The 19007-nt window shown below is 51.1% G+C and carries 19 protein-coding genes, 2 tRNA genes and 1 pseudogene; 12 read left to right on the top strand and 10 right to left on the bottom strand.

The window, feature by feature from the left end:
* Positions 1 to 128: 128 nt before the first annotated feature.
* Together IPH59_10690 and IPH59_10685 are read left to right on the top strand one after the other, a co-directional pair.
* Positions 129 to 899 carry a DUF2064 domain-containing protein gene (locus IPH59_10690; GenBank protein ID MBK7092162.1) on the top strand — a complete coding sequence of 257 codons (771 nt, stop codon included), beginning with the start codon at positions 129 to 131 and terminating at the stop codon, positions 897 to 899.
* Positions 899 to 1642 (top strand): creatininase family protein, encoded by a 744-nt coding sequence (locus tag IPH59_10685; protein ID MBK7092161.1) that lies wholly within the window; start codon positions 899 to 901, stop codon positions 1640 to 1642. Before IPH59_10690 ends, IPH59_10685 begins: the two co-directional genes overlap by 1 nt.
* A 63-nt stretch (positions 1643 to 1705) precedes the next feature.
* Here the strand turns inward: IPH59_10685 and IPH59_10680 are convergent, their stop codons facing one another.
* The 4 genes from IPH59_10680 to IPH59_10665 form a co-directional block, all read right to left on the bottom strand.
* Positions 1706 to 2959: an outer membrane protein transport protein gene (locus tag IPH59_10680; protein MBK7092160.1), complete on the bottom strand. Its 1254-nt coding sequence runs from the start codon at positions 2957 to 2959 to the stop codon at positions 1706 to 1708.
* A gap of 25 nt (positions 2960 to 2984) precedes the next feature.
* The gene (locus IPH59_10675) at positions 2985 to 3545 is read right to left on the bottom strand and encodes a hypothetical protein (GenBank protein ID MBK7092159.1); all 561 of its coding nucleotides are present in this window, start codon (positions 3543 to 3545) and stop codon (positions 2985 to 2987) included.
* A 22-nt stretch (positions 3546 to 3567) separates the two neighbouring features.
* Positions 3568 to 4386, bottom strand: coding sequence for a YjbH domain-containing protein (locus IPH59_10670; GenBank protein MBK7092158.1), 819 nt, complete (start codon positions 4384 to 4386; stop codon positions 3568 to 3570).
* 265 nt (positions 4387 to 4651) lie between these two features.
* Positions 4652 to 5191 (bottom strand): nitroreductase family protein, encoded by a 540-nt coding sequence (locus IPH59_10665; protein ID MBK7092157.1) that lies wholly within the window; start codon positions 5189 to 5191, stop codon positions 4652 to 4654.
* A 171-nt stretch (positions 5192 to 5362) separates the two neighbouring features.
* Between IPH59_10665 and IPH59_10660 the strand changes: the two genes are divergently transcribed.
* From IPH59_10660 to IPH59_10650, 3 genes are read left to right on the top strand one after another with little or no spacing between them, the layout of a single operon-like run.
* Positions 5363 to 5965 (top strand): sigma-70 family RNA polymerase sigma factor, encoded by a 603-nt coding sequence (locus tag IPH59_10660; protein MBK7092156.1) that lies wholly within the window; start codon positions 5363 to 5365, stop codon positions 5963 to 5965.
* Positions 5922 to 6662, top strand: a complete 741-nt coding sequence (locus IPH59_10655) for a zf-HC2 domain-containing protein (GenBank protein MBK7092155.1) — start codon at positions 5922 to 5924, stop codon at positions 6660 to 6662. Before IPH59_10660 ends, IPH59_10655 begins: the two co-directional genes overlap by 44 nt.
* Positions 6663 to 6717: 55 nt before the next feature.
* The gene (locus IPH59_10650) at positions 6718 to 7101 is read left to right on the top strand and encodes a Rieske 2Fe-2S domain-containing protein (protein ID MBK7092154.1); all 384 of its coding nucleotides are present in this window, start codon (positions 6718 to 6720) and stop codon (positions 7099 to 7101) included.
* On the opposite strand, the gene IPH59_10645 is transcribed toward IPH59_10650, so the two are convergent.
* From IPH59_10645 to IPH59_10620, 6 genes are all read right to left on the bottom strand, one after another.
* Complete coding sequence (locus tag IPH59_10645) at positions 7102 to 8139, bottom strand: hypothetical protein (protein MBK7092153.1); 1038 nt, start codon at positions 8137 to 8139, stop codon at positions 7102 to 7104.
* 24 nt (positions 8140 to 8163) lie between these two features.
* Complete coding sequence (locus tag IPH59_10640; protein MBK7092152.1) at positions 8164 to 9117, bottom strand: hypothetical protein; 954 nt, start codon at positions 9115 to 9117, stop codon at positions 8164 to 8166.
* A 131-nt stretch (positions 9118 to 9248) separates the two neighbouring features.
* Positions 9249 to 10226 carry a hypothetical protein gene (locus tag IPH59_10635; protein MBK7092151.1) on the bottom strand — a complete coding sequence of 326 codons (978 nt, stop codon included), beginning with the start codon at positions 10224 to 10226 and terminating at the stop codon, positions 9249 to 9251.
* An 18-nt stretch (positions 10227 to 10244) separates the two neighbouring features.
* Positions 10245 to 11144 (bottom strand): hypothetical protein, encoded by a 900-nt coding sequence (locus tag IPH59_10630; protein MBK7092150.1) that lies wholly within the window; start codon positions 11142 to 11144, stop codon positions 10245 to 10247.
* 1840 nt (positions 11145 to 12984) lie between these two features.
* Positions 12985 to 13506: a 4Fe-4S dicluster domain-containing protein gene (locus tag IPH59_10625; GenBank protein ID MBK7092149.1), complete on the bottom strand. Its 522-nt coding sequence runs from the start codon at positions 13504 to 13506 to the stop codon at positions 12985 to 12987.
* A complete protein-coding gene (locus tag IPH59_10620) occupies positions 13503 to 14486 on the bottom strand; it encodes an NAD(P)/FAD-dependent oxidoreductase (protein ID MBK7092148.1) in 984 nt (327 codons plus the stop codon). Before IPH59_10620 ends, IPH59_10625 begins: the two co-directional genes overlap by 4 nt.
* A gap of 167 nt (positions 14487 to 14653) precedes the next feature.
* Between IPH59_10620 and IPH59_10615 the strand changes: the two genes are divergently transcribed.
* The 7 genes and pseudogenes from IPH59_10615 to IPH59_10585 all read left to right on the top strand — a co-directional run bounded on the left by IPH59_10615 (position 14654) and on the right by IPH59_10585 (position 18672).
* Positions 14654 to 14730 (top strand) — tRNA-Pro (locus IPH59_10615).
* A 20-nt stretch (positions 14731 to 14750) separates the two neighbouring features.
* A complete protein-coding gene (locus IPH59_10610; GenBank protein MBK7092147.1) occupies positions 14751 to 15266 on the top strand; it encodes a hypothetical protein in 516 nt (171 codons plus the stop codon).
* Positions 15267 to 15303: 37 nt separating this feature from the next.
* Positions 15304 to 15377 (top strand) — tRNA-Arg (locus IPH59_10605).
* A gap of 268 nt (positions 15378 to 15645) precedes the next feature.
* Positions 15646 to 16322 (top strand): annotated as a pseudogene (locus tag IPH59_10600) (NAD(P)H-binding protein).
* A gap of 112 nt (positions 16323 to 16434) precedes the next feature.
* The gene (locus IPH59_10595; GenBank protein ID MBK7092146.1) at positions 16435 to 16878 is read left to right on the top strand and encodes an SRPBCC family protein; all 444 of its coding nucleotides are present in this window, start codon (positions 16435 to 16437) and stop codon (positions 16876 to 16878) included.
* A gap of 377 nt (positions 16879 to 17255) precedes the next feature.
* Entirely contained in the window at positions 17256 to 17978 is a 723-nt protein-coding gene (locus IPH59_10590) for a hypothetical protein (GenBank protein ID MBK7092145.1), read from the top strand.
* Positions 17979 to 18198: 220 nt separating this feature from the next.
* Positions 18199 to 18672, top strand: a complete 474-nt coding sequence (locus IPH59_10585) for a VOC family protein (protein ID MBK7092144.1) — start codon at positions 18199 to 18201, stop codon at positions 18670 to 18672.
* Positions 18673 to 19007: the final 335 nt, after the last annotated feature.

Below are 19007 nucleotides of genomic sequence, written 5' to 3'. Positions count from 1 at the left end.
CGATCTCCATCTGTCAAGACATTCCTATAATTTATTTTCAGCTGTTCGCGAAAAATCTTTGTATTCGCCCGATTGCCGCAATATATTTTGATCGAGGAGCAGCCAATAATAACAAGCTGATTCTGGATATGACAAAATCAAAACCGGACTCCACAAAAAACGCCTTAGTCGTATTTCTCGAAGACAAGCACCGCCTGCGCGTTCAATCGCAGTTTTCTGAATCGGTTGAAGCCAGCGATGTGCAGTCGCTTTATCAGGCATTTATCGAAGACACCGTCGCCGCTTGCCTAACGGTTGAGAGCGCCGATATCTTCGTCGCATACTCCAGCGAACGCGCCAAGAAATTCGTACTCGAAGCAATCGAGAATCTCAAATCATCGATGAAGGGCAAATGTCGCGCACGGCTCGACCACGATGATATTGCTTTGGTCGCACAGACCGAAAGCGATGTCAGCGCGAATTTCGAGAGCACATTCAAACGTTATTTCGATGCCGGTTATGGCGAAATCGTCTTGATCGACTGCGTTACTCCGACCATCACCCAGCGCATGATTGAGAACGCGTTCAAGGTATTGAAGAAGAAAGATGTCGTTTTTGGTCCTACGCTCGAAGGCGCCTATTATCTGCTCGGAATGCGCAAGCTTGTGCCGCAAGTGTTTCGATTGATCGATTGGTCAAATAGCATCAATATCTACAGCCGCATGGTTGAAGTCGCCCGCGACATGCAATTGAATTGGGAAGAGATTGAACTGTGGTACGACCTGCGTCAGCCGGGCGATCTCGAATTCCTGGTGCGCGATATCAACGCCTTCCGCATCATCGGCGATGAAACTTCCGCAAAAGCCACCGAGGCCGTACTCGAATCACTTCTGCAAAAACTGCAGGACGAGGAACCGTAGTGGCTTGGTACAAACTTGAAGAGATGATCTGGCAGGAAGTGCAAGAGATCGTCCCTGCCAAGTGCGATTTGATTTTTCTCCCAGTCGGCACTATCGAAGCACACGGCTCAGCAGCTATCGGCACCGACAATATCATTCCCCTATCAATCAGCGAATATCTCGCCGAACGCTTTAACGCGATCATGGCGCCGTGCGTACACTACGGCATCACGAAATCACTCTATGGATATGCCGGCTCGGTGAACATTCGTCCCGAAGTTTTCACGCCATACATTCTGGATATTCTCCATTCCTTCGCCGACAAGAAATTCAAGCGTTGCGTCATCGTCAACGGACATGGCGGCAATAACAATGCACTGAAAGACGCCGCCTATCAGGCATTCACCGATTTCGGCATCAAGGTCGCAGTTGTTCATTGGTGGCAGTTGTGCGCCGATGTGACGCAAGAAGTTTACGGTAGTCCCGGTGGTCACGCGGGTCTCGACGAGACCGGTTTCGTGATGGCAATCAATCCCAAGTATGGCAACAAGGCGCGCTACGACAAGAAGATGGCGTACATCTTCAACAGCGGCGCCGACGTCTATCCTATCCCCGGTTCGGTACTTTTGTACGACAAGGATGGCCGCGGCGAACCCGACTTCGATCCGGAAAAGGGCAAGATATTAGCTGCCAAGGTGAAACAGAAGACCGGCGACTTTCTTGAAGGTGTATTCGAGCGCTGGGCGAAGTTTTTCCCCGAATAGACCGCAAAAAAAGAGGGACGAATTGCTACGTCCCTGCTAACTTCATATCAACAAATTCAAAAATTAGATGCGGTAGGCTATCGAGGCCATCAGCTTGCTCGATGTGTATTTCTGCGAGAGCGATAGATTCTCATCAATGATTTCATACGAGGCTCTTGCGAATCCGAAATCAAGCATCGCAACGCGGTCTATCAAATAGCTGAATCCCAACGAAAATGAGTTACGATCCTTCTCAACTTGGTTGGAAGGGAAGAAATCGCTCATCGGCAGTGGATCGTGCTTGAATCCTGCTCTCAGCACCAGTCCGTATTGCGGCAAGATTGCCTCGGCGCCGATGCGAACATTGACCGCTTCTTTGTATGAATTCTGAAGCGCAATATTGTCTTCGTCGAAAAAGACGTCGCCGTCATATTCCATTTGCGACCAATCGGCGTATCCGAGATTTCCTTCGATCAAAAATGTCCGGCTGCGAAACGCCAGACCGGCATTGAAGATGAACGGATGCGAAAGATCATATTCATAGTAACCGACGGTTGATTCTTCCGAACCGTCTTCAATCGTTCGAAGAATGTAGTTCTCTTCGATTCTGTACTTGGTCGGAGCATCAATCGTGATTGCCGCACTCACGTTAGGACTCATTTCGACTAACATCCCAAGACGTGCGCCGACACCGGAATAGCTGTCCTCGATATTGTCAACATACTCGAACGCGCTCGAGACTGTAGATTGATTGTAGTTCCAGAAATAGTCCTCGCCGCCGTGGTAGTAGATCAATGTCGCGCCGGCAGAAATCTTAGAGGACAATTCAATAGCACCAGCCGCAGCGTATTCGCGTATGCCGCCGGTCTCCTCTTCAAATCCGCTGGAGTACAGATCAAAATCATCGATTTCGTACGTAAACGTCCGGTCAAATGACTTGGTGCGATTGACACCAAACGCAACTACCAAAGCGCCGCGATATGTTGGCACCGGCACGGTGAGATTCATTGAGCTGAAGCGCGTCTTGGTGACATCATTTTCTGCAAATGATCCGCCGCCACCCGGGCCGGTCGATTCATTGCGGAATTTTTCATGCGACATCGCCAGATAGAATTCAGGGCGCTTGATTTTAGTCAATGCCGCTGGATTGTAAACGATTGCTGTACCATCCTTGACCGAGACGATAACCGCTTCACTCATTCCAACAGCGCGGCCGCCAACGCCGAAGTTGTTGGCTGCTGAAGCTTCGGTCACAAATGTCTGTTCGTCTTGTGCAAATGAACTTGTCGATCCGAACGCAAGTGTAGCGAGAACGCAAAAGAGTAGGAGCTTCTTCACGAGATAGCCCTCCAATGGTTGATGTCTATTTTCCTCGACGGCGCGGTGGTTTCTGCTCTTCCTTCTTGCCGTCATCTGTATTCGTTGGGGGTGGTGTCACTGTGCCGCCGCCACCGGTGGTTGATCCGCCGCTTCCGCCGACAACCGGCGGTGTGCCCGGTGTTGGCAATGTCGGTGGCGGATTGAAAATCGGATCGACACCGCGAGAATACGGCGGAGTCAGTCCCCGACGTTGTTCAGGGCGGGCAATTTGATCTACCGTATCGGCAACGATCTTGTCGTTATCGTAGTAATCTTCCCACCACCAGGGATATGCATAGTAGCTGCCCCAATTGGGATTGGACCAGTAATAGTCGGGATAGTAGCCATAGTAGTAACCATATGGATACGTGCCGTAGTCGGTATGACAGCGCATGCAGTCGCGATCGGCCTCAACGTGAGTGTATGTTTCAGAAGTGCCTTCGCCCTCATCGCTGTGAGTGGCAGTCATCGTGGGATGCTTGATAATAGTGTAACACCCGGCAGAGGTGATCGCCGCCGCGATTAACGCCGCGATGCCGATTATCAGATTTCTTGCATTCATCATATCACCTCTCGGTTATACACCTCTAGAAGAATTCCAAGTACGTAATTCTCAATCCGCGTGTCGGGTTCTTCGTGTCGTTGCGGTTACCGATTAGGTTCTCCATATCAAACCCGATTTCGAGCCGCTCGGAGAAGATCCATCGTATACCCACATTAAGATAACCCCAACCCTTACCGGAGTGTTCCGTATCGTGGTTGTCGGAAAGCGCTAAATCGTACTCGGCGACCAGCAGAAGATCATTCTGAAGCTGCAGATCGGCGCCGAGGAAGATCGACACATCATCGTCCTGATCGCCATCATCTTCAAGCGAGTAATAAACACCGGCGTGAAGACCCGACGACCACTTGTAGGTGCGGTAACCCTTGGACGCTACCGCGTAGAAACCTTTCGACTTGAACATATAGCGTTCCAAGTCGTTGAAGTATCTGCCGTAGCCCTGACCCTCGTAACCGAGAGCGAGTGCCGGCATGTACAACGTCTCCGTGATCAACTGGTACTTCACCAGGAATTGCATCTCGTTGTACCAGTCGGCTTTTTCATCGCCGAGAACGTTCTCACCGCCGTAGGACATTCCGAGCATGAAGCGCCGGTGAAGTCCGACGGTTGTTTGCCCTACCAGCGAACCATTGGACGATGTCCGTACCTGAAAATCGAAACTCGCTCGCGGTAACGTCGCGGCCGTTGGACAATCTACCAGTTGTCGAGGTGGAAGGTTGTCATATGAATAGATTCGTTGGACATTGTCATCCGAATCCGTATCACGGCGACTCACGCGTTCCGATTGCGCAAACAGGCTTACAGAACAGAGCAGTAACGAACAAACTAGAAGTAGACGCGGCATCCGTGCCTCCTTGGATTAGCAGCACTCATTCTGCTCTGAATCTACGGCATTGTCCGGGCGGGTCAATAAAAACATTGACGCGCCTGAGATATGACAATACTCAAAGCAATAAACTTGCCGTCAATTCATCAGATTGCCAAAACCAGCTAAATGCCATCGATTTGCAGATTGTCGAATATTCGCCCCTTGCGATTCTGCCCACTTTTGATTCATTCGTCGCCCTCACAGGCACAATCTGTGTGCGCGCCTCGAAAGACGACTTTCTCTACCCGATTCGCTCTTCATCCATTGTGCGAGGGAATTCCTCCGAACGAACGATCTCGCTGAGTGGTTTGCGTTCGGTTGCAGGCGGAGTATAGTGAGCATATCCTAACGCCAAGAGCGAATGAATTGCCACATTATCCGGAATTCGCAGAAGGCTCTTCACTTTGCGTTCGTTGAAACTGCCGATCCAGCAACTGCCCAGCCCCAGCGCGGTCGCTTGCAACATCATGAAGGCATTAGCGATAGCGGAATCCTCGTAACGAAGTACCCGATTCTCATCGGTAAGCAGGTCGGTGTCGGGAATACAGCAGCAAATCGTAACATCTGATTCGGCAACCTGTTGTTGGCTATCGCAGGCGAAAGCCAATTTCTTCAGCATATCCGTCTGCTTTATCACGATAAACAGCCGCTGTTGCTCGTTTCGTGCGGATGGCGCTAAACGGGCGGCTTCTAAAATTGCGGCCAGTTTTTCCGCTTCAATTTTCTGCTTTCCGAATGATCGAATCGAGCGCCTTTGCGCAATTGCTTCTGCTACATTCACTTATGAATCTCCCTGCGTTTAGTTCAACAGCCTTCAATCTACGCTATTTCGCCCAATTTGCAAAGGGATTCGAAGATTCTTGAAATAGGCAAATACAAAAATCGTGGAACTATCACGATACTCGTATTGTATTTTAGGATAGCAGTTGTCGGGCTGGATAACGAAAGGATAATGATGCTGAACAGAGAATCACTCCCTGATCTGGAGTTAATGAAGCGGGTACAAGAGGGCGACATGGTGTCGTATAATACTCTTGTCAACCGTTACAAGGATCGTTTGTTCAACGTCCTTAATCGCATGCTCTCATCGGAAGATGAAGCCCAAGACTTGTTGCAAGATACGTTCCTGCGTGTTTGGCAGCATAAGATGTCCTATGACTTCCGCTTTGCATTTTCTACCTGGATCTATACGATCGCACTCAATCTTGCGCGCAATGAACTACGCCGCCGCAAGAAGATCAAGTTCTTCGACATTTTCGACTTCGCCGAGAAACTGCCGGCCAAGGAAGAAAAAGTCGAGAACAACAGTGCGCTGAAAACTCTGCTTGATACGGAAATCAAACGCTTACCGGAAAAATACAAAACCGCGTTCTTGTTGCGTGATGTGGACAATCTCTCCTACGAGGAAATTGCCCAGGTGTTGAGCGTACCGCTCGGTACCGTTAAGTCACGTGTCAATCGGGCGCGGGCGATCCTACGCAATCGCCTGAAACCGCGTATGGAGGAGACGTATGAATTGTCAAAAGGTTCGGTGCTACCTATCAGCATCCTGTGATGGTTCATTACAATCAGATCTCTGTAAAGAGATGGAGGCGCATATAAGAAATTGCAAAAGTTGTGAACGAGAAAAGCTTTACATAGAAGAAATCTTAGTCGCCGCAAAGTCTCTGCCGCAAAAGCAAGTTGCGGATGATTTCAATTTGCAATTGATGAATCGCATCTTTGCAGAGCAGAATCACCAGACCGAGAGCTATCTCCCCTTGCGCGAACCGTCTCTATTCCGTCGTCCGTTGGCGTGGATGTCCTCGCTGGCAACCGTCGGCGTAGTCGCGGTATTGACAATGGTTTTCCTGCGTTCGGACAAGGCTCCGGAAATGCTTGACGATCAGTCGGTCATTACGGCTACAATCGTCCCGCCTGCTGAGCAGACGGCGCAATTCGCCTCGGTGACGACTTCCAAAGAATCTCCTACGGTTTGGGAATACATCCTTGGTGTCTCCGGAGAACGCTCCAACTATCGTGCCACGACCGTGTCGAACGCACGCTCGCTTAAACTTGCTGATGCCAAGATCGAATCGCTCTATGTCGAGCACATGCGTCGCATGGGACTTATGAATCGCACCATGAATCGCCCGACCGCATCGTTTGCTTCTTCGCAATACCAAAGCTATCGCCCGTATGTGCGCCCGGTAAATCCTTACCAGCGCAACTCGCCCGATACGCCGTTGTTGCGAAATGCCTCCTGGCGATAAATAAAATCTCACCTGAGCTTACGCATGACGCCGACTGGACACCAGTCGGCGTTTTTTGTTTGTCGCCCGAAACTACACTATTGCTTTTGGTGTCCAGATCATTTACTTGTGCGCGATGAATGAATTCACTGAAGTCTGCGCACTTAACGATATTCCCGCCAATGAGCCGCTGATAGTCGAAATCGACGGCAATCCGCTCGCTCTGTGCAAGGTTGGCGATAAAGTCTATACGCTCGATGATTGCTGTCCCCATCAGGGTGCCAGCTTTGAAGGCGGCGAGATTGACGACGGCGTCTTGATCTGCCCCCTTCACGGCTGGAGAGCAGACGTATGCACGGGACAGTCTCTGGAAGCCCCCAGTCTTAAGATTCCGATGTATGAAACGAAGGTGGAAGACGGAAAGGTCTACATCAAGTTGACTTCGGACAAATCAGTCTGACTACTTCATCAGTGCGGCAATCGCCAGTTTGCTGACCCATATCGAATCATCCGAATAAGCCAATAGATACATCACACCGTTGCGAACAACTGTCATCTTCGGAAGATATACCTGCACCGGAATCGCCTGATCCGATTGTTCGTGCGGAAATTTGTACTCAGTATTCGGCACAGTGGTCGTTGCTTTGGCTTCGCAAAGCCACTTATCCCGATTGAGCGCGAATAACACGATCTGATTGGCGCTTGCCAGGCTGGTCGCGGTCTTGGTTTCAGCCAAACCGCGCGTCCACGATACCATTTCACCTTTGTCATCGACAAACGCAACGAAATCGGGCGCAGGAGTGTCTTCGGCAGTCAAAGTCGCGGCAAGCTTGCCGTGACGATCAAGTACGCGAACAGGCTTGTCACTGCTGTAGGTAAATCCCGGGGAGTCGACGCAATTTGAGGCGACCTTCACGGTCGAGCTGTAGTTGCCCAAATGGTCGAAAAGCTGCCACTCGTCCTGTGCTATCCAGAGCCAGCCGAGCGCATCGCATCGGACATTCTCGATATTGTCGAGCGGAATCGGCGCGTCCTTCAGTTCATAGTGCGATTGCACAAACCCGTCGGCGTCGAGCTTGACCGCGATAGGTCGCGGAGTATCTCCGGCAACTTCCAAGAGTATCCCCAATGATGAATCGGGAAACCAGAACATGTCGATGTAGTTGATTTCGATTGGAGTGTCGTCTTCACTGCTTAACTTGAGATCGTCACCCGAGAGCGCCACAGTGTATGACCACTCGCCGGTTGGCGAGAAGCACTGTACGCGATTGAGCGCGCGCTCCAGAAAGAACAGTCTCCCATTGCTATCGACCAACATCCGCTGCGGCAGGATATCCTTGCCGACTTCGCTGAATTGATAGAGCAGTTTCCCTTCGTCGTCGCCTTGATCGAAATAGATCATTTCGAATTCTTGCGCGCCGTCAACCGTTTTCATGGCAGCACATCCTTGCATCAGCGGCAGCGCCGCGAGCATCACGACTATGATCCATTGCAGCACTACTGCATCCTCCTGACCGCATGACTAACTCCAGAAATAGATCCTTCCGATCTTGATATTATTGTCGGCAAACTTGATTCCCCACCACTTGAACGGCATCTTGATGATCTTACGGATAAACTTGTCGGTCGGGACCTTCGGACTTTGATTCTCGCGAGAGTCGCCTCCGAAAGCATTATACACCTGAAAATTGCGGTGGTTGTCGATTGCATCCGGCTCCTTGTCGCCGACCCAAACGATATGACCGGGCGACGTGATGATATCGGTACAGTCCAGCCACTGCTTGTTGGCGTTGGCCGGATCATACGTTATCTGACGTGCCCAATCGCCGACGAAATCCCGTGCCGGGATACAGCCGGTCCAGGGCCAGGTCTCGCCCGTCGCACCGGCGACGCGCCCGATGCGTTTCATGCGCGCTTCGGGGACAATGCGTTGATTGTCCGGCAGTAGCGCATAGCAAACGGTATTCTGTGTGAAGCCTGAGCAATCGATTCCGGTATAATTAGCCGTGTCGGAGTCGTTGCTGGTTTTTCCCGGCTTGTGAGTGTTCTCATAGAGATGCCAACAATCCAGAGTCTCGGGCTTGACCGGATTCGATTGCAAGAATGCCGTAAACTCCGAGGGACGATCCTTGCTACCATAGCTGTAGGCCACACCCGCCATCCCGAAGGTGCCGGCATTGTGTGCCGTAACGCGATCATTTGAAATTGCAGTGCAGTCAGCTTCTTTGATCCAGCCTGCGACACCATTCTTGTTCTCGATCTGGAACCAGCGCTCAGTCGGCGGTGTCTTCTTTTTCAAGTAGCTGAATTTCTCATCCTTGGCCGATGATTGGCTTGTTCCGCCCCAGCTCTTGACTGCCGCCCCGCTCTTATCGCCCTTGTCCTTGATTGTAGCAACTTTCGATGCTTCGAATTTCGCGTTGTTGCTGACCAGCTTTCCATCGTCTTCCGATAGCCAGCCCTCAATGGCGGACAACTGAATCTTGTACCACCACTTCCCTGCAACCTGCTTGCCCTGAATCTTCTTGGCGACAATATCCTTGGCGACAGAAACATCGTTATCGCGCGAATCCTTGACAGCATCACTTGATGCAGCGTGGCTCGACCTTAGCGTTGCACTAAGAATGTATTGCAGCCGGTGTACTCCTCTGCATACTTCAGCATCTCCGCAAAGAAGCGTTCGACTACGGCTACATAGATATCAAGCAGCCCGTCGATTGTGTTGACGGCATCTCCGGCTGCCCATTCTTTAGGTCCGACTAACAGCGAGCGGTCAACGATTTGGCCGTCCTCATATCCGCCATATTCCTTCTTGATATACTCCTTCACGAGATCATTCACCTTGACGTTAAACTGCCCCTTCGGATAGTCAAATCCGCCGGCGAATTTCTCAATGAATGACTTCACGGCTTTCTTGCACTTGTCATCGTATTTGCCGTGAGTCTCAAGGAACTCGAAATCGGTGACAGCCTTCTTGCGCGCTACAACCTGATTCAGAATTGTCTGCAGGCGTTTGATCGCGACCGACTCGACGGCATTGCTTTTCTGGTGGACCAAAAGCGACTTGCCTTCGACAACCTCCTTTAGGTCAGCCAACGTGTCGTTGTTGCGTCGAATCGAGAGATTGAGCTGATTGAATGTCAGGAATTGCTCGTCGAAACTTGCCTGCAGAAAGATCAACCCAGTTCCTTCCGGGGTCTCAGCCGGATGCTCGATTTCCATCTCGATACAGCCGTCACTGTCCGATGTGCCTTTGGTAAGGTTTAGCTTGGCTTTTGGAGCGCTTCCCGGCCCCAGTCGAAGAAATACTTCCTTATCCGCATGCGGCACCCATTTGCCATCTTTTTCGGCACAGACATAAGCCGTGACCGTGCGCTTGGTGCCCAGATCGACAAAGAACCGGCTTTCGAGTTTTTTCAGATTGTCGCTGAAGCCCTTTTCAACCGACGGGAAATCAGCAGGCAAAAGCGCTTTGACCTTCTGGTCAGACTCAAAGATGTTGGCTTTTTTGCGAGGGAACAATTCGATGGGTTTGAGTGGCGGTCCCCAGAAGAGGGCCTTGAGGCCGGATACTACATCTGTCACTGTGCCGTCATCTCCCCGCTATTCAAATTCCATCGGACGCATGCCGTCGCGATTGGGAAACTCAATTCGGCATTTGCCGGGCGGGATACCTTCGAGTTTAGCGTAACCATATTCGTCGAGTGTGGCGCGTTTCTCTGTGCCGTCGGCGAGGTAAGCAATAATATCTTCATTCGCCATGACTGCCCCATCGCCTTGATTTGCTTGAATCTCAAGCGAGTCCTTGAATGTCAGCAATCCGGAATCTTGTTCGCGGCCAAACTCCTGCTTATCAATCTCGATCACGAAGAAATACTCGGGCGGATTGTAGCCGCGTCCATAGCGCTGGAGTTCTTCTTCAGTCGGAATCTCATCGGTGTCTTCGTGGTACTCGTACTCCCAATCGAGAGTGATTTTGCTATTCTTAACGATTGTCTGAATTTCGCAAATCCTGTCGTGAGCGCCGTCCTGATCGGCTTCGAAGATGATCACTTTCGCCGGAACTTCTTCGTCAACATTTTCGATATCAGCTTTCAGCGTGAGCACGTCGCCGCGGCGGGCTTCCGACGCGCTCCAAGACATGTTCTTGACCTTGATCGGCGGCACAATGCTGATACGGTTCGATTCGCCTTGTAAGCTCAACGCAGGCAGTTTAACCTCGAAGTACGCCATATCGCCGATCTTGGCGTCGCCGGCAATCAGCACTTTTCCTACAAACTTGTTATTGTAGATCTTTTCATTTAAGGATCCGAGATTCTTGCCGTCTTGCGATTTGACCTTGATTTCGATGGCAGCGCCTAAGCCCACGAAGCTGGTGCCTACCTCGAGATATACCTCGCGGCCCGCCTGTGCCGTTCCCGAGAGCCAAACGGCGTAGACCAGGCTCGATTGCAGAGTAATCTGGTGGCTGGTATCGGCTGATTTATTAAAACTGGTTTCCATTCAGCTGCATTTCCTAATTAATACAAGAATCTGACGATTGTAGAATCTGTGCCGCTTATACTGTCGCCTGATTGCTTAATTGGTTCAACAACAATTCGATAGCAATTAAGTACGGAATATAGAATTTGGGGCGATGTTAGTCAATATACGTTGGTACAGCCCGGTATTCGCGCGAAGCCATGACAGTGAAAATTCTCCCGGGATTTGGCGTAAAAAAGTCGTCTCCGGTCGGCGAGTTATGTAATATAATAGGCTATAATCTGAAGAATCCCGGTTGAGCTAATTTGTTGAACATAAAGGAGAATCGATGAAGCGGCTGCTCGTCATTATAGTTTTGCTACTCTCCCAAATCGCGTTTGCTCAAGACAAAGAGCGCGATATTGAGAAGTTCTTCTTAGGATACGTCGAATACCTCAAAGCTGAGGATTATCACTCTGCGGCTAATGTCTGGGCTCTTCTGGACCGTACCATTTCGGAACAACTAAGAATCAGCTATGTCGACGAACCGCTCAAGATGGAGATGGACTCTCCACTTTGGAAGCATCTTACTGAACTTCGCAACGGATCAGCAACCCTGACAATCGACACGGTTCGGTTCAGTCGCGATTTCGCTCGAATCAACTACACGATTAAGTCGGGCGGCAAGTCGATCCCGGGACGCAGTTATGCAATTTCAGAATCGGTGCTAAATCCGCGATTGGTGTCGGCATTTCATGTCTATTGCGAATCGTGGGAAGAGATTTCTTCCCGCTTCCTGCGTCTGAAATATCGCGACCCGTCGCTATTTAAGCAGGAGTCTTTGGACGAAGCTGACGAGTTTATTGAAGCAACCGGCCGCAAAATTGGCTTGTCCGCAGAGCAGATGATTATTCTGGAGACGATCAAGTTCAATGCATTTCTCTGCGAATCGTACGGCGAAGTTGAGCAGGTCAGCGGCAAGATGGCTCTCGGAAGTTTCCAGCCCTCAATGGATGCCGTAATCAGCCGCTATATGCCACCCTACCACGAATTGGCACAGTTCCTCGTGAATTACTCGCTCAAGAATCCGCCTGCACACACGCATGCCTTGTTCAAGTATGGCACCGCAACGTTTCTCGGCGGTCGCTGGGGTCGCTCTGCCGAAGTGCAGTTGTCGATGGGAAGCTATCTCTATCTGAACGAATTGGCGGAGCTTGATACTTTGATGGTCAGCGAGTCATTCCCATCATTCGATGCCAATCCCGATTTCGCCTATCCGCTTGCAGGGCTCTTCTGCGAGTATCTTTGGACTCAACTTGGTCGCGTGAAGTACTTCGAAGTGTACCGTCAATTCTCCGGTTCTCGAGATCAGGTGAATGCTATCGACGCCGCCAAGTTCAAAGAAATGATCGCAACGGCCGTCGGTAAAGACTGGACGACGTTTTTAGCCGATTTCAAGAAGCACGTCGCTACCGAGAATATGGCGGGAGTCACTCCGGGTGGAGCCGACAAAGGTAACCTCGTATTTGAATCGGGTACGAAATCGTTCCTAGTGCGGGTATTAGAGGACAGCACACATTACCAGTTCGTTATCGACCTCAAGCAGGCTGATGCCGAAGGGACACTTTTGCTCTCAAATCTCGGCACGGTGCCTTACAAGAGCTTCCTGTATGGCGAGCACTTCGCCGACACCGCTTACAACAATCAAGTATACGGAGTGCGCTTCTCAGCCGCCGAAGTCGGCACTTACGATTACTACCGGAATCTGATCTCGGGCAAATACATTGTTGGCCTGAGTTCGCCGGAACCGCTCGTTGACAAGTCGGGCAAGTCGCTAAAATTCCGTGTTGAAAAGCGATTACTGGCAGGGTTTGAGACTCTGTCATCTGCAGGGATTGCCGTACTCTTCGACACAGATGGTAGCGCAAATATTCGTATCGGAAACTTTGAGGTGCGATGGTTGATCTTCGTCGTGATTTGTGCCGGAGTAGTACACCGAGTCGAGTTTGTTGAAGATGAGTTTGCCATCAGGCTTGGGACGCCACTGGTCCGGAGTTGGCGGAGTTCCGGCGAAGTGGACCTTGAGCTTGCGCATATTGAGATGGTCTTCGTGCATCTTCGGCATGGCGGTGAAACCGGTGAAGAGATGCTTCAACACAAATCCCGGTGCCGAGAGCGGACCGTTTTCGAACATGTAGTGGAAATTGCGCTGACTGTAGAGTTCGTTGTAGATGTAAGACGAGCGCCACTTGCGGTCATATTCTGAAAGTGATTTGTCGGTGCTGTCGCCTTTTTTGAGCGATTCGAAAATCGTGTCTGCCGCGAGCATACCGGATTTCATTGCGAGATGAATACCTTTGAGGCGGGCGGGATTTAAGAATGCCGTTGAGTCGCCGACGATCAAGAATCCATCGCCGTAGTTTTTGGAATCGACCAGTAACCACCCTCGGGGATGGCTTTGGCGCCGTAGCGAAGCATCTTCCCCTTCGAGAGAATGTCAGCAATGAACGGATGCGATTTCATCTTGGAAAACAGCGCCTGTGGTTCAGTAAACGGATTGAGATAGTTGAGTCCGACTACGAGGCCAATCGACATCAAGGTATCGGAGAGATTGTAAATGAATCCGCCGCCGAAAGTCTGCATGTCGAGCGGATATCCCATGGTGTGATAGACCTGCCCCGGTGTAAGCGTTCCCGCTGGGAATTCCCAAAGTTCTTTTACACCGGTGGTGTAATTCTGCGGATTTCGGCCCTCATCGAGTTTCAGCTTTTTGATCAGCTCTTTGGCGAGCGAGCCGCGGACGCCTTCGCCGAAGACGGTCACTTTGGAACGAAGATTCATTCCCGGTTCGAAGTTGGCTTTGCGATGACCTTCCTTGCTGATGCCTTTATCGTCAGTCTGAACACCAACGACCTGATTGCCGTCGAAAAGCAGTTTGGCGCCGCCGGTGCCGGGGAAGATCTGGCAGCCGCGGGCTTCGAGTTGAGCGCCCATCCACGATGATAGCTCGTTCAATGAGATGGCGTAGCAACCGTCGTGATGCATTGACGATGGTACCCACGGGACAATGAACTTGCCTTTGCTTGTGAGGTAGAGCATGGCATCGCTGGAGATTTTCGTTTTGACCGGCGAGCCGAGTTCCTGATGGTTCGGGATTAATTCATTGAGAGCGACGGGATCGAGGACAGCGCCGGAAATCGAGTGAGCGCCGACGTGGGCGGCTTTTTCGATTACCATGATGACGGCCTCGCCAAGAGCGCCGCCCGCGGCAGTGTCTTTTTCGATCAAGTCCATCAGTCGCCAGGCGCAAGCCAGATTGGCAGGACCGGCACCGACCAGCAGGACATCGACTTCCATTTCTTCGCGAACTACATCATCAGCCATTGCTTACCTCACTCCCCGAGAGCTACCGAAACAGTCATTCCAAGGGAATGATAATAGAAGCGCTGCTGGAGTGCGAAGGGAAAAATCACTGATTCGGGTCGAATCGGGGGTTCGTTTAGTCCTTGACTTAAGGGCCTCCGGCAGATTAAATAGGAGGCACGCTTAATCGGGGTGTGGCGCAGCTTGGTAGCGCGCTTGCTTTGGGAGCAAGATGTCGTAGGTTCAAATCCTATCACCCCGACCATTTTTCCGCAGAAGTCCAATATGAATTCAAAAGGTCTGCACATACGATTGAAGGTGGTTTTCTTATTGGCGATTGTCGTCGCCATCGGAATGCCGGCAGTTTCCTATTCAGTTGAACTTGGCGTCAATCTCTACGGACTATCATATCATCTCGATCGCCGCGATGTAACGGGATATCGGTTTAATGAGCGCAATCCCGGCATCGGTGCGACATTTACGATTCATGAGAAGCTCCGCAGCCGATACTATTTCGAAGCCGGTATCATGGAGGATTCCTACCGGCGTGCCGCCAAGTATGTGACGTTCGGGTACGGGTATCGAATCTACAAAGGCCTGTCGATTGGTGCGCTGTGCGGAATCTATGACAGCCGGTCGGTGGCAGAATCGGCGGTTGTGGTGGCGGCGCCGAAGTTGGCGTATCGTTACCGCGATGTGGAGTTGCATCTGGTGCATTTGCCGGAGTTTCCGGGAATCAATCCGTATCCGTCATTTGCGCTGTATGCGACGCTGTATGTTTGGGGTCAAAGTTTAGATTGACACATTTGCTTGGTGGACGTAGTATTGGACAGTTCACGCCCCCGTAGCTCATTCGGATAGAGCATCTGCCTTCTAAGCAGAGGGTAACAGGTTCGAATCCTGTCGGGGGTGTATGATTTTATGTAGCTCATTTGTGATAGATCATCCCGACAACGTCGGGAGGGTAACAGGTTCGAATCCTGTCGGGGTGTTGGGAGTAGTGTCGGGGTTGGTCTTGTGATAGATCATCCCGACAAAGTCGGGAGGGTAACAGGTTCGAATCCTGTCGGGGGTGTTTAAATCTGCGGGCCCCAACAACTTTCAGCGATTCACTTTACAATCACACTCTTGACATTGTTAGCTTGATTCATTCGGCGGAATTTTCGTTAACTCCCTTCGTATGAAAGTCTGCATCATTGGAGCATCAGGGAAACTAGGCCGGTACATGGTTCAGCACGCGCTCGACCGCGGGTATGAGGTCGTTGGCGTCTGTCGCGCTAAGAGTGTCGGCAAGCTTGATGCTTTCAAGGATCGTATCACGATTTTCCCGGCGCGACAAATGACCGCGAGGTCATCAAAAAGGCGGTTGCCGGTTGCCAAGGAGTGCTCGTCGTGCTTGTGCCTTGGGGTGTGCAGCAGTACTCAACCGGGACTGCGCAAGCGGTGCTCGATTTTGCGGAGCCAAATGCGCGGCTGGTCTTCTCCTGCGGCTGGCATATATCTAAAGATGGCCAAGACGTCTACCCGGGGTATTTCAAACTTCTCGTGCAAGTGTTCCGTTGGATCGGACGATTGACCCGATTTGCGGATATCGACGACCAGGTTGAGGCGTGCCGACGCATCTTTGCCAGCGATACCCGCTGGACGGTCGTGCGCGGCAGCGACCTTGAGGAGGGTGAAAGCCAAGGGCTCCCGGTATGGAGCCGGCACATCGGCGATCCGATTCTGGCGAGCAACATTACGCGGCGAACCGACTTTGCGCGCTTCATGGTAGCAGCTCTCGAAGACGAAGGGTTGATTCACGAAGCGCCGGCGATTGTCAGTCGCTTGTCGCCATCGGCAGTGGCTCAAGCGTGAAACGACCACAAGTCGTAGGACAAATTGGATAGAATTGTCGCTGCCAACTTGATTGGAGTCTGTTCGTACATGTATTAACAATGACGAAAGATTTCATCGGAAGGAGCGAATAATGCCGAGCACAGTTAGATTTCATCGTGTACTGAAAACATCACCCGAAAAATTATACAAAGCATTTCTGGATGCTGATGCGATAGCCAAGTGGCTGCCGCCGCATGGGTTTACCTGCAAGGTTCATCAAATGGACACAAAGGTTGGCGGTACTTACAAGATGTCGTTTGCGAATTTTTCGAGCGGCAAGAGCCACTCTTTTGGCGGGACGTATCTTGAATTGGTGCCGGGCGAGAAGATCAGGTATTCGGACAAGTTCGATGACCCGAATTTGGCCGGCGAGATGCAGACGACAATCGCTTTGAAGAAGGTGTTCTGCGGAACGGAAATGCAGATTGAGCAAAGCGGGATTCCAGACGTGATACCGGCGGAGGCTTGTTATCTCGGCTGGCAGGAATCGTTGATGCTTTTGGCGCAACTTGTCGAGGCAGAAATTCCTGATTAACAAGTATAGATGAGACCGACTGTGGTTATCAGAGCCACAGTCGGGACGTCGGCAGAATTTGCGCTTCATTGCGGCAATTCGGGGCTGTTCTTGATAAAAAAATCAACTCTAACGCACTCCCCTACTACGACTTAGCTTCATAGCTGCGATTGTTTCGGAACACTTAGGCTTCAAATTGGTAGAAGATTTGTACTCAATACGGACACTACTGCAGTAATTTAGATTCAGCTTTGGTCGCGGTTCAAATCATAGCGACAATTGAAGCAGGCACTTTTTATAGCAGAACTCCTCGCACCTTTCGGCCAAGAAAACTCGAGTACGAGAATCAAAAAGCGAGAGAAGAAGAGAAATCGTTCTATACCCATAGGAGGTAACAAATGAACAGGAAGATTACAGCAATTGCAGTCGCAGGAGCAGCGATTCTGGCTTTTGCCGTCGGCTGCACCGACAAGCAGATGGAATCGGCATATCAGGCTTCACTGACGCAAGTCGCGGCACAAGCCGATTCGATTAGGATGCTAAAAAACGAAATGCGCGTGAAGACGGACAGCCTGAACTACGCGATGGAAACGATGCATTCGGCGAGCTTCATCGCAGACAGCGTTTCGCAAGACTACCAGAAAGCCAAAACCAGAGCGGCAAATCTGTCGAAGGAATTGAAGAACCTGACAGCTGAGTACAACACTCTCCAGTCGGATTGTTCGAAGCGCGAAGCCGAACTGCTTGCGGGAATCAGCGAGCGCGATTCGGTTTTGATGGCGATCGATGCCATGTTCTCCGACACGAATACGACCCTGGGTAATGTCAGAAGCGAGTTGATCGATGAGAAGACGCGCACGGAATGGCATGCGGATCTTCTGGCAAAGATTAAGCCTTGGTACAAGAAGTGGAAGCATGACTCGAAGCGCAGTTTCTTGAAGGTACTATTCGCGGCGGGCAAGGCTAAGAAGCCGGATTTCGAAGAGCCGAACATCGACACTTTGATGCCGCCGATTCAGAAGCTGCAGCAGACTGTTCCGGCTGACACGAGCAAGATAGACGGCGTTTCGATGAACTTCGGCGAGCCGGCTGAAGCAATCGATCCTGTCGCCAGGCGTTAAAGCCCCTCCCCTCGGTGCCACGACGGTGAGTCTCGGAGTTTCGTAACTGTCTTACGAGTGATTGGGACCTTCCAATCATCTACAGGGAATGTAGCAGATACGATAATCTCTGATACTCGCCGCTGTGGTCATCGAATATCTCAAACACAGCAGACCAAGACAGCCGGATGTACGCGCGCGAAATCTACAATGAGACCATTGCTGAAGGACGAGGAATTCGATGCATCCAGAATCAAGAATCGGGCACGTTCACCTTAAGGTAAGCGACCTTGAGCGCTCGGTGATGTTCTACACCGAGGTGCTGGGGTTTGCGATTACTACCCGATTGGGAACGCAAGCGGCATTTGTTTCGGTCGGCGGGTATCACCACCATATTGGCCTGAATACCTGGGAAAGCTCTGGCGGCTCCCCTGCCCCGCATGGTTCCACCGGTCTGTTTCACTTCGCGATCCTGGTTCCGAACCGATTAGAATTGGCACGCAGCCTGAAGAGGCTGATTGACAACAAGTGGCCGATTGAGGGAGCCTCGGATCACGGAGTGAGCCACGCGATATATCTTCGCGACCCCGACCAAAATGGGATAGAAATCTACTGTGACCTTCCGCGCGACTCGTGGCCAAAGGACGCTGACGGCGTATTGGTGATGTATACGCGACCACTCGACTTGGAGAAGTTGATGGCAGAGGTCGTGTAGTTGACACCAACAAAGTGTCAGTGACTGAATCTTCTGTTTTCTAACTGACTTTCTTTAATTGACTCCTAAACTTTCTTGTCCGACTCAAACATTCATTAGTCAAAAATACGGCATCACCCGGGTTAATCGGGACAGCCAAAGCTATCACCGAAACCGGTGCTCGCTACAGAGACCATTTGCATCTGCAACCGGGGCTACCTTTTGCAGACTCGCCCCCGCAAGAGCTGACAGCGAGATCGAGATTGTTGAACCGCAACGGCCGTTGCGAACTCACTGCAAACACTTGTTGGGCCGGCAAAGCTGGCGCTTCTGAGCGAACATCAGTGCCTTCACTT

It is taken from the genome of bacterium (assembly GCA_016708315.1).
Taxonomy (GTDB): Bacteria; Zixibacteria; MSB-5A5; order CAIYYT01; family CAIYYT01; genus JADJGC01.
This window is presented reverse-complemented; position numbering and strand designations above follow the sequence as displayed.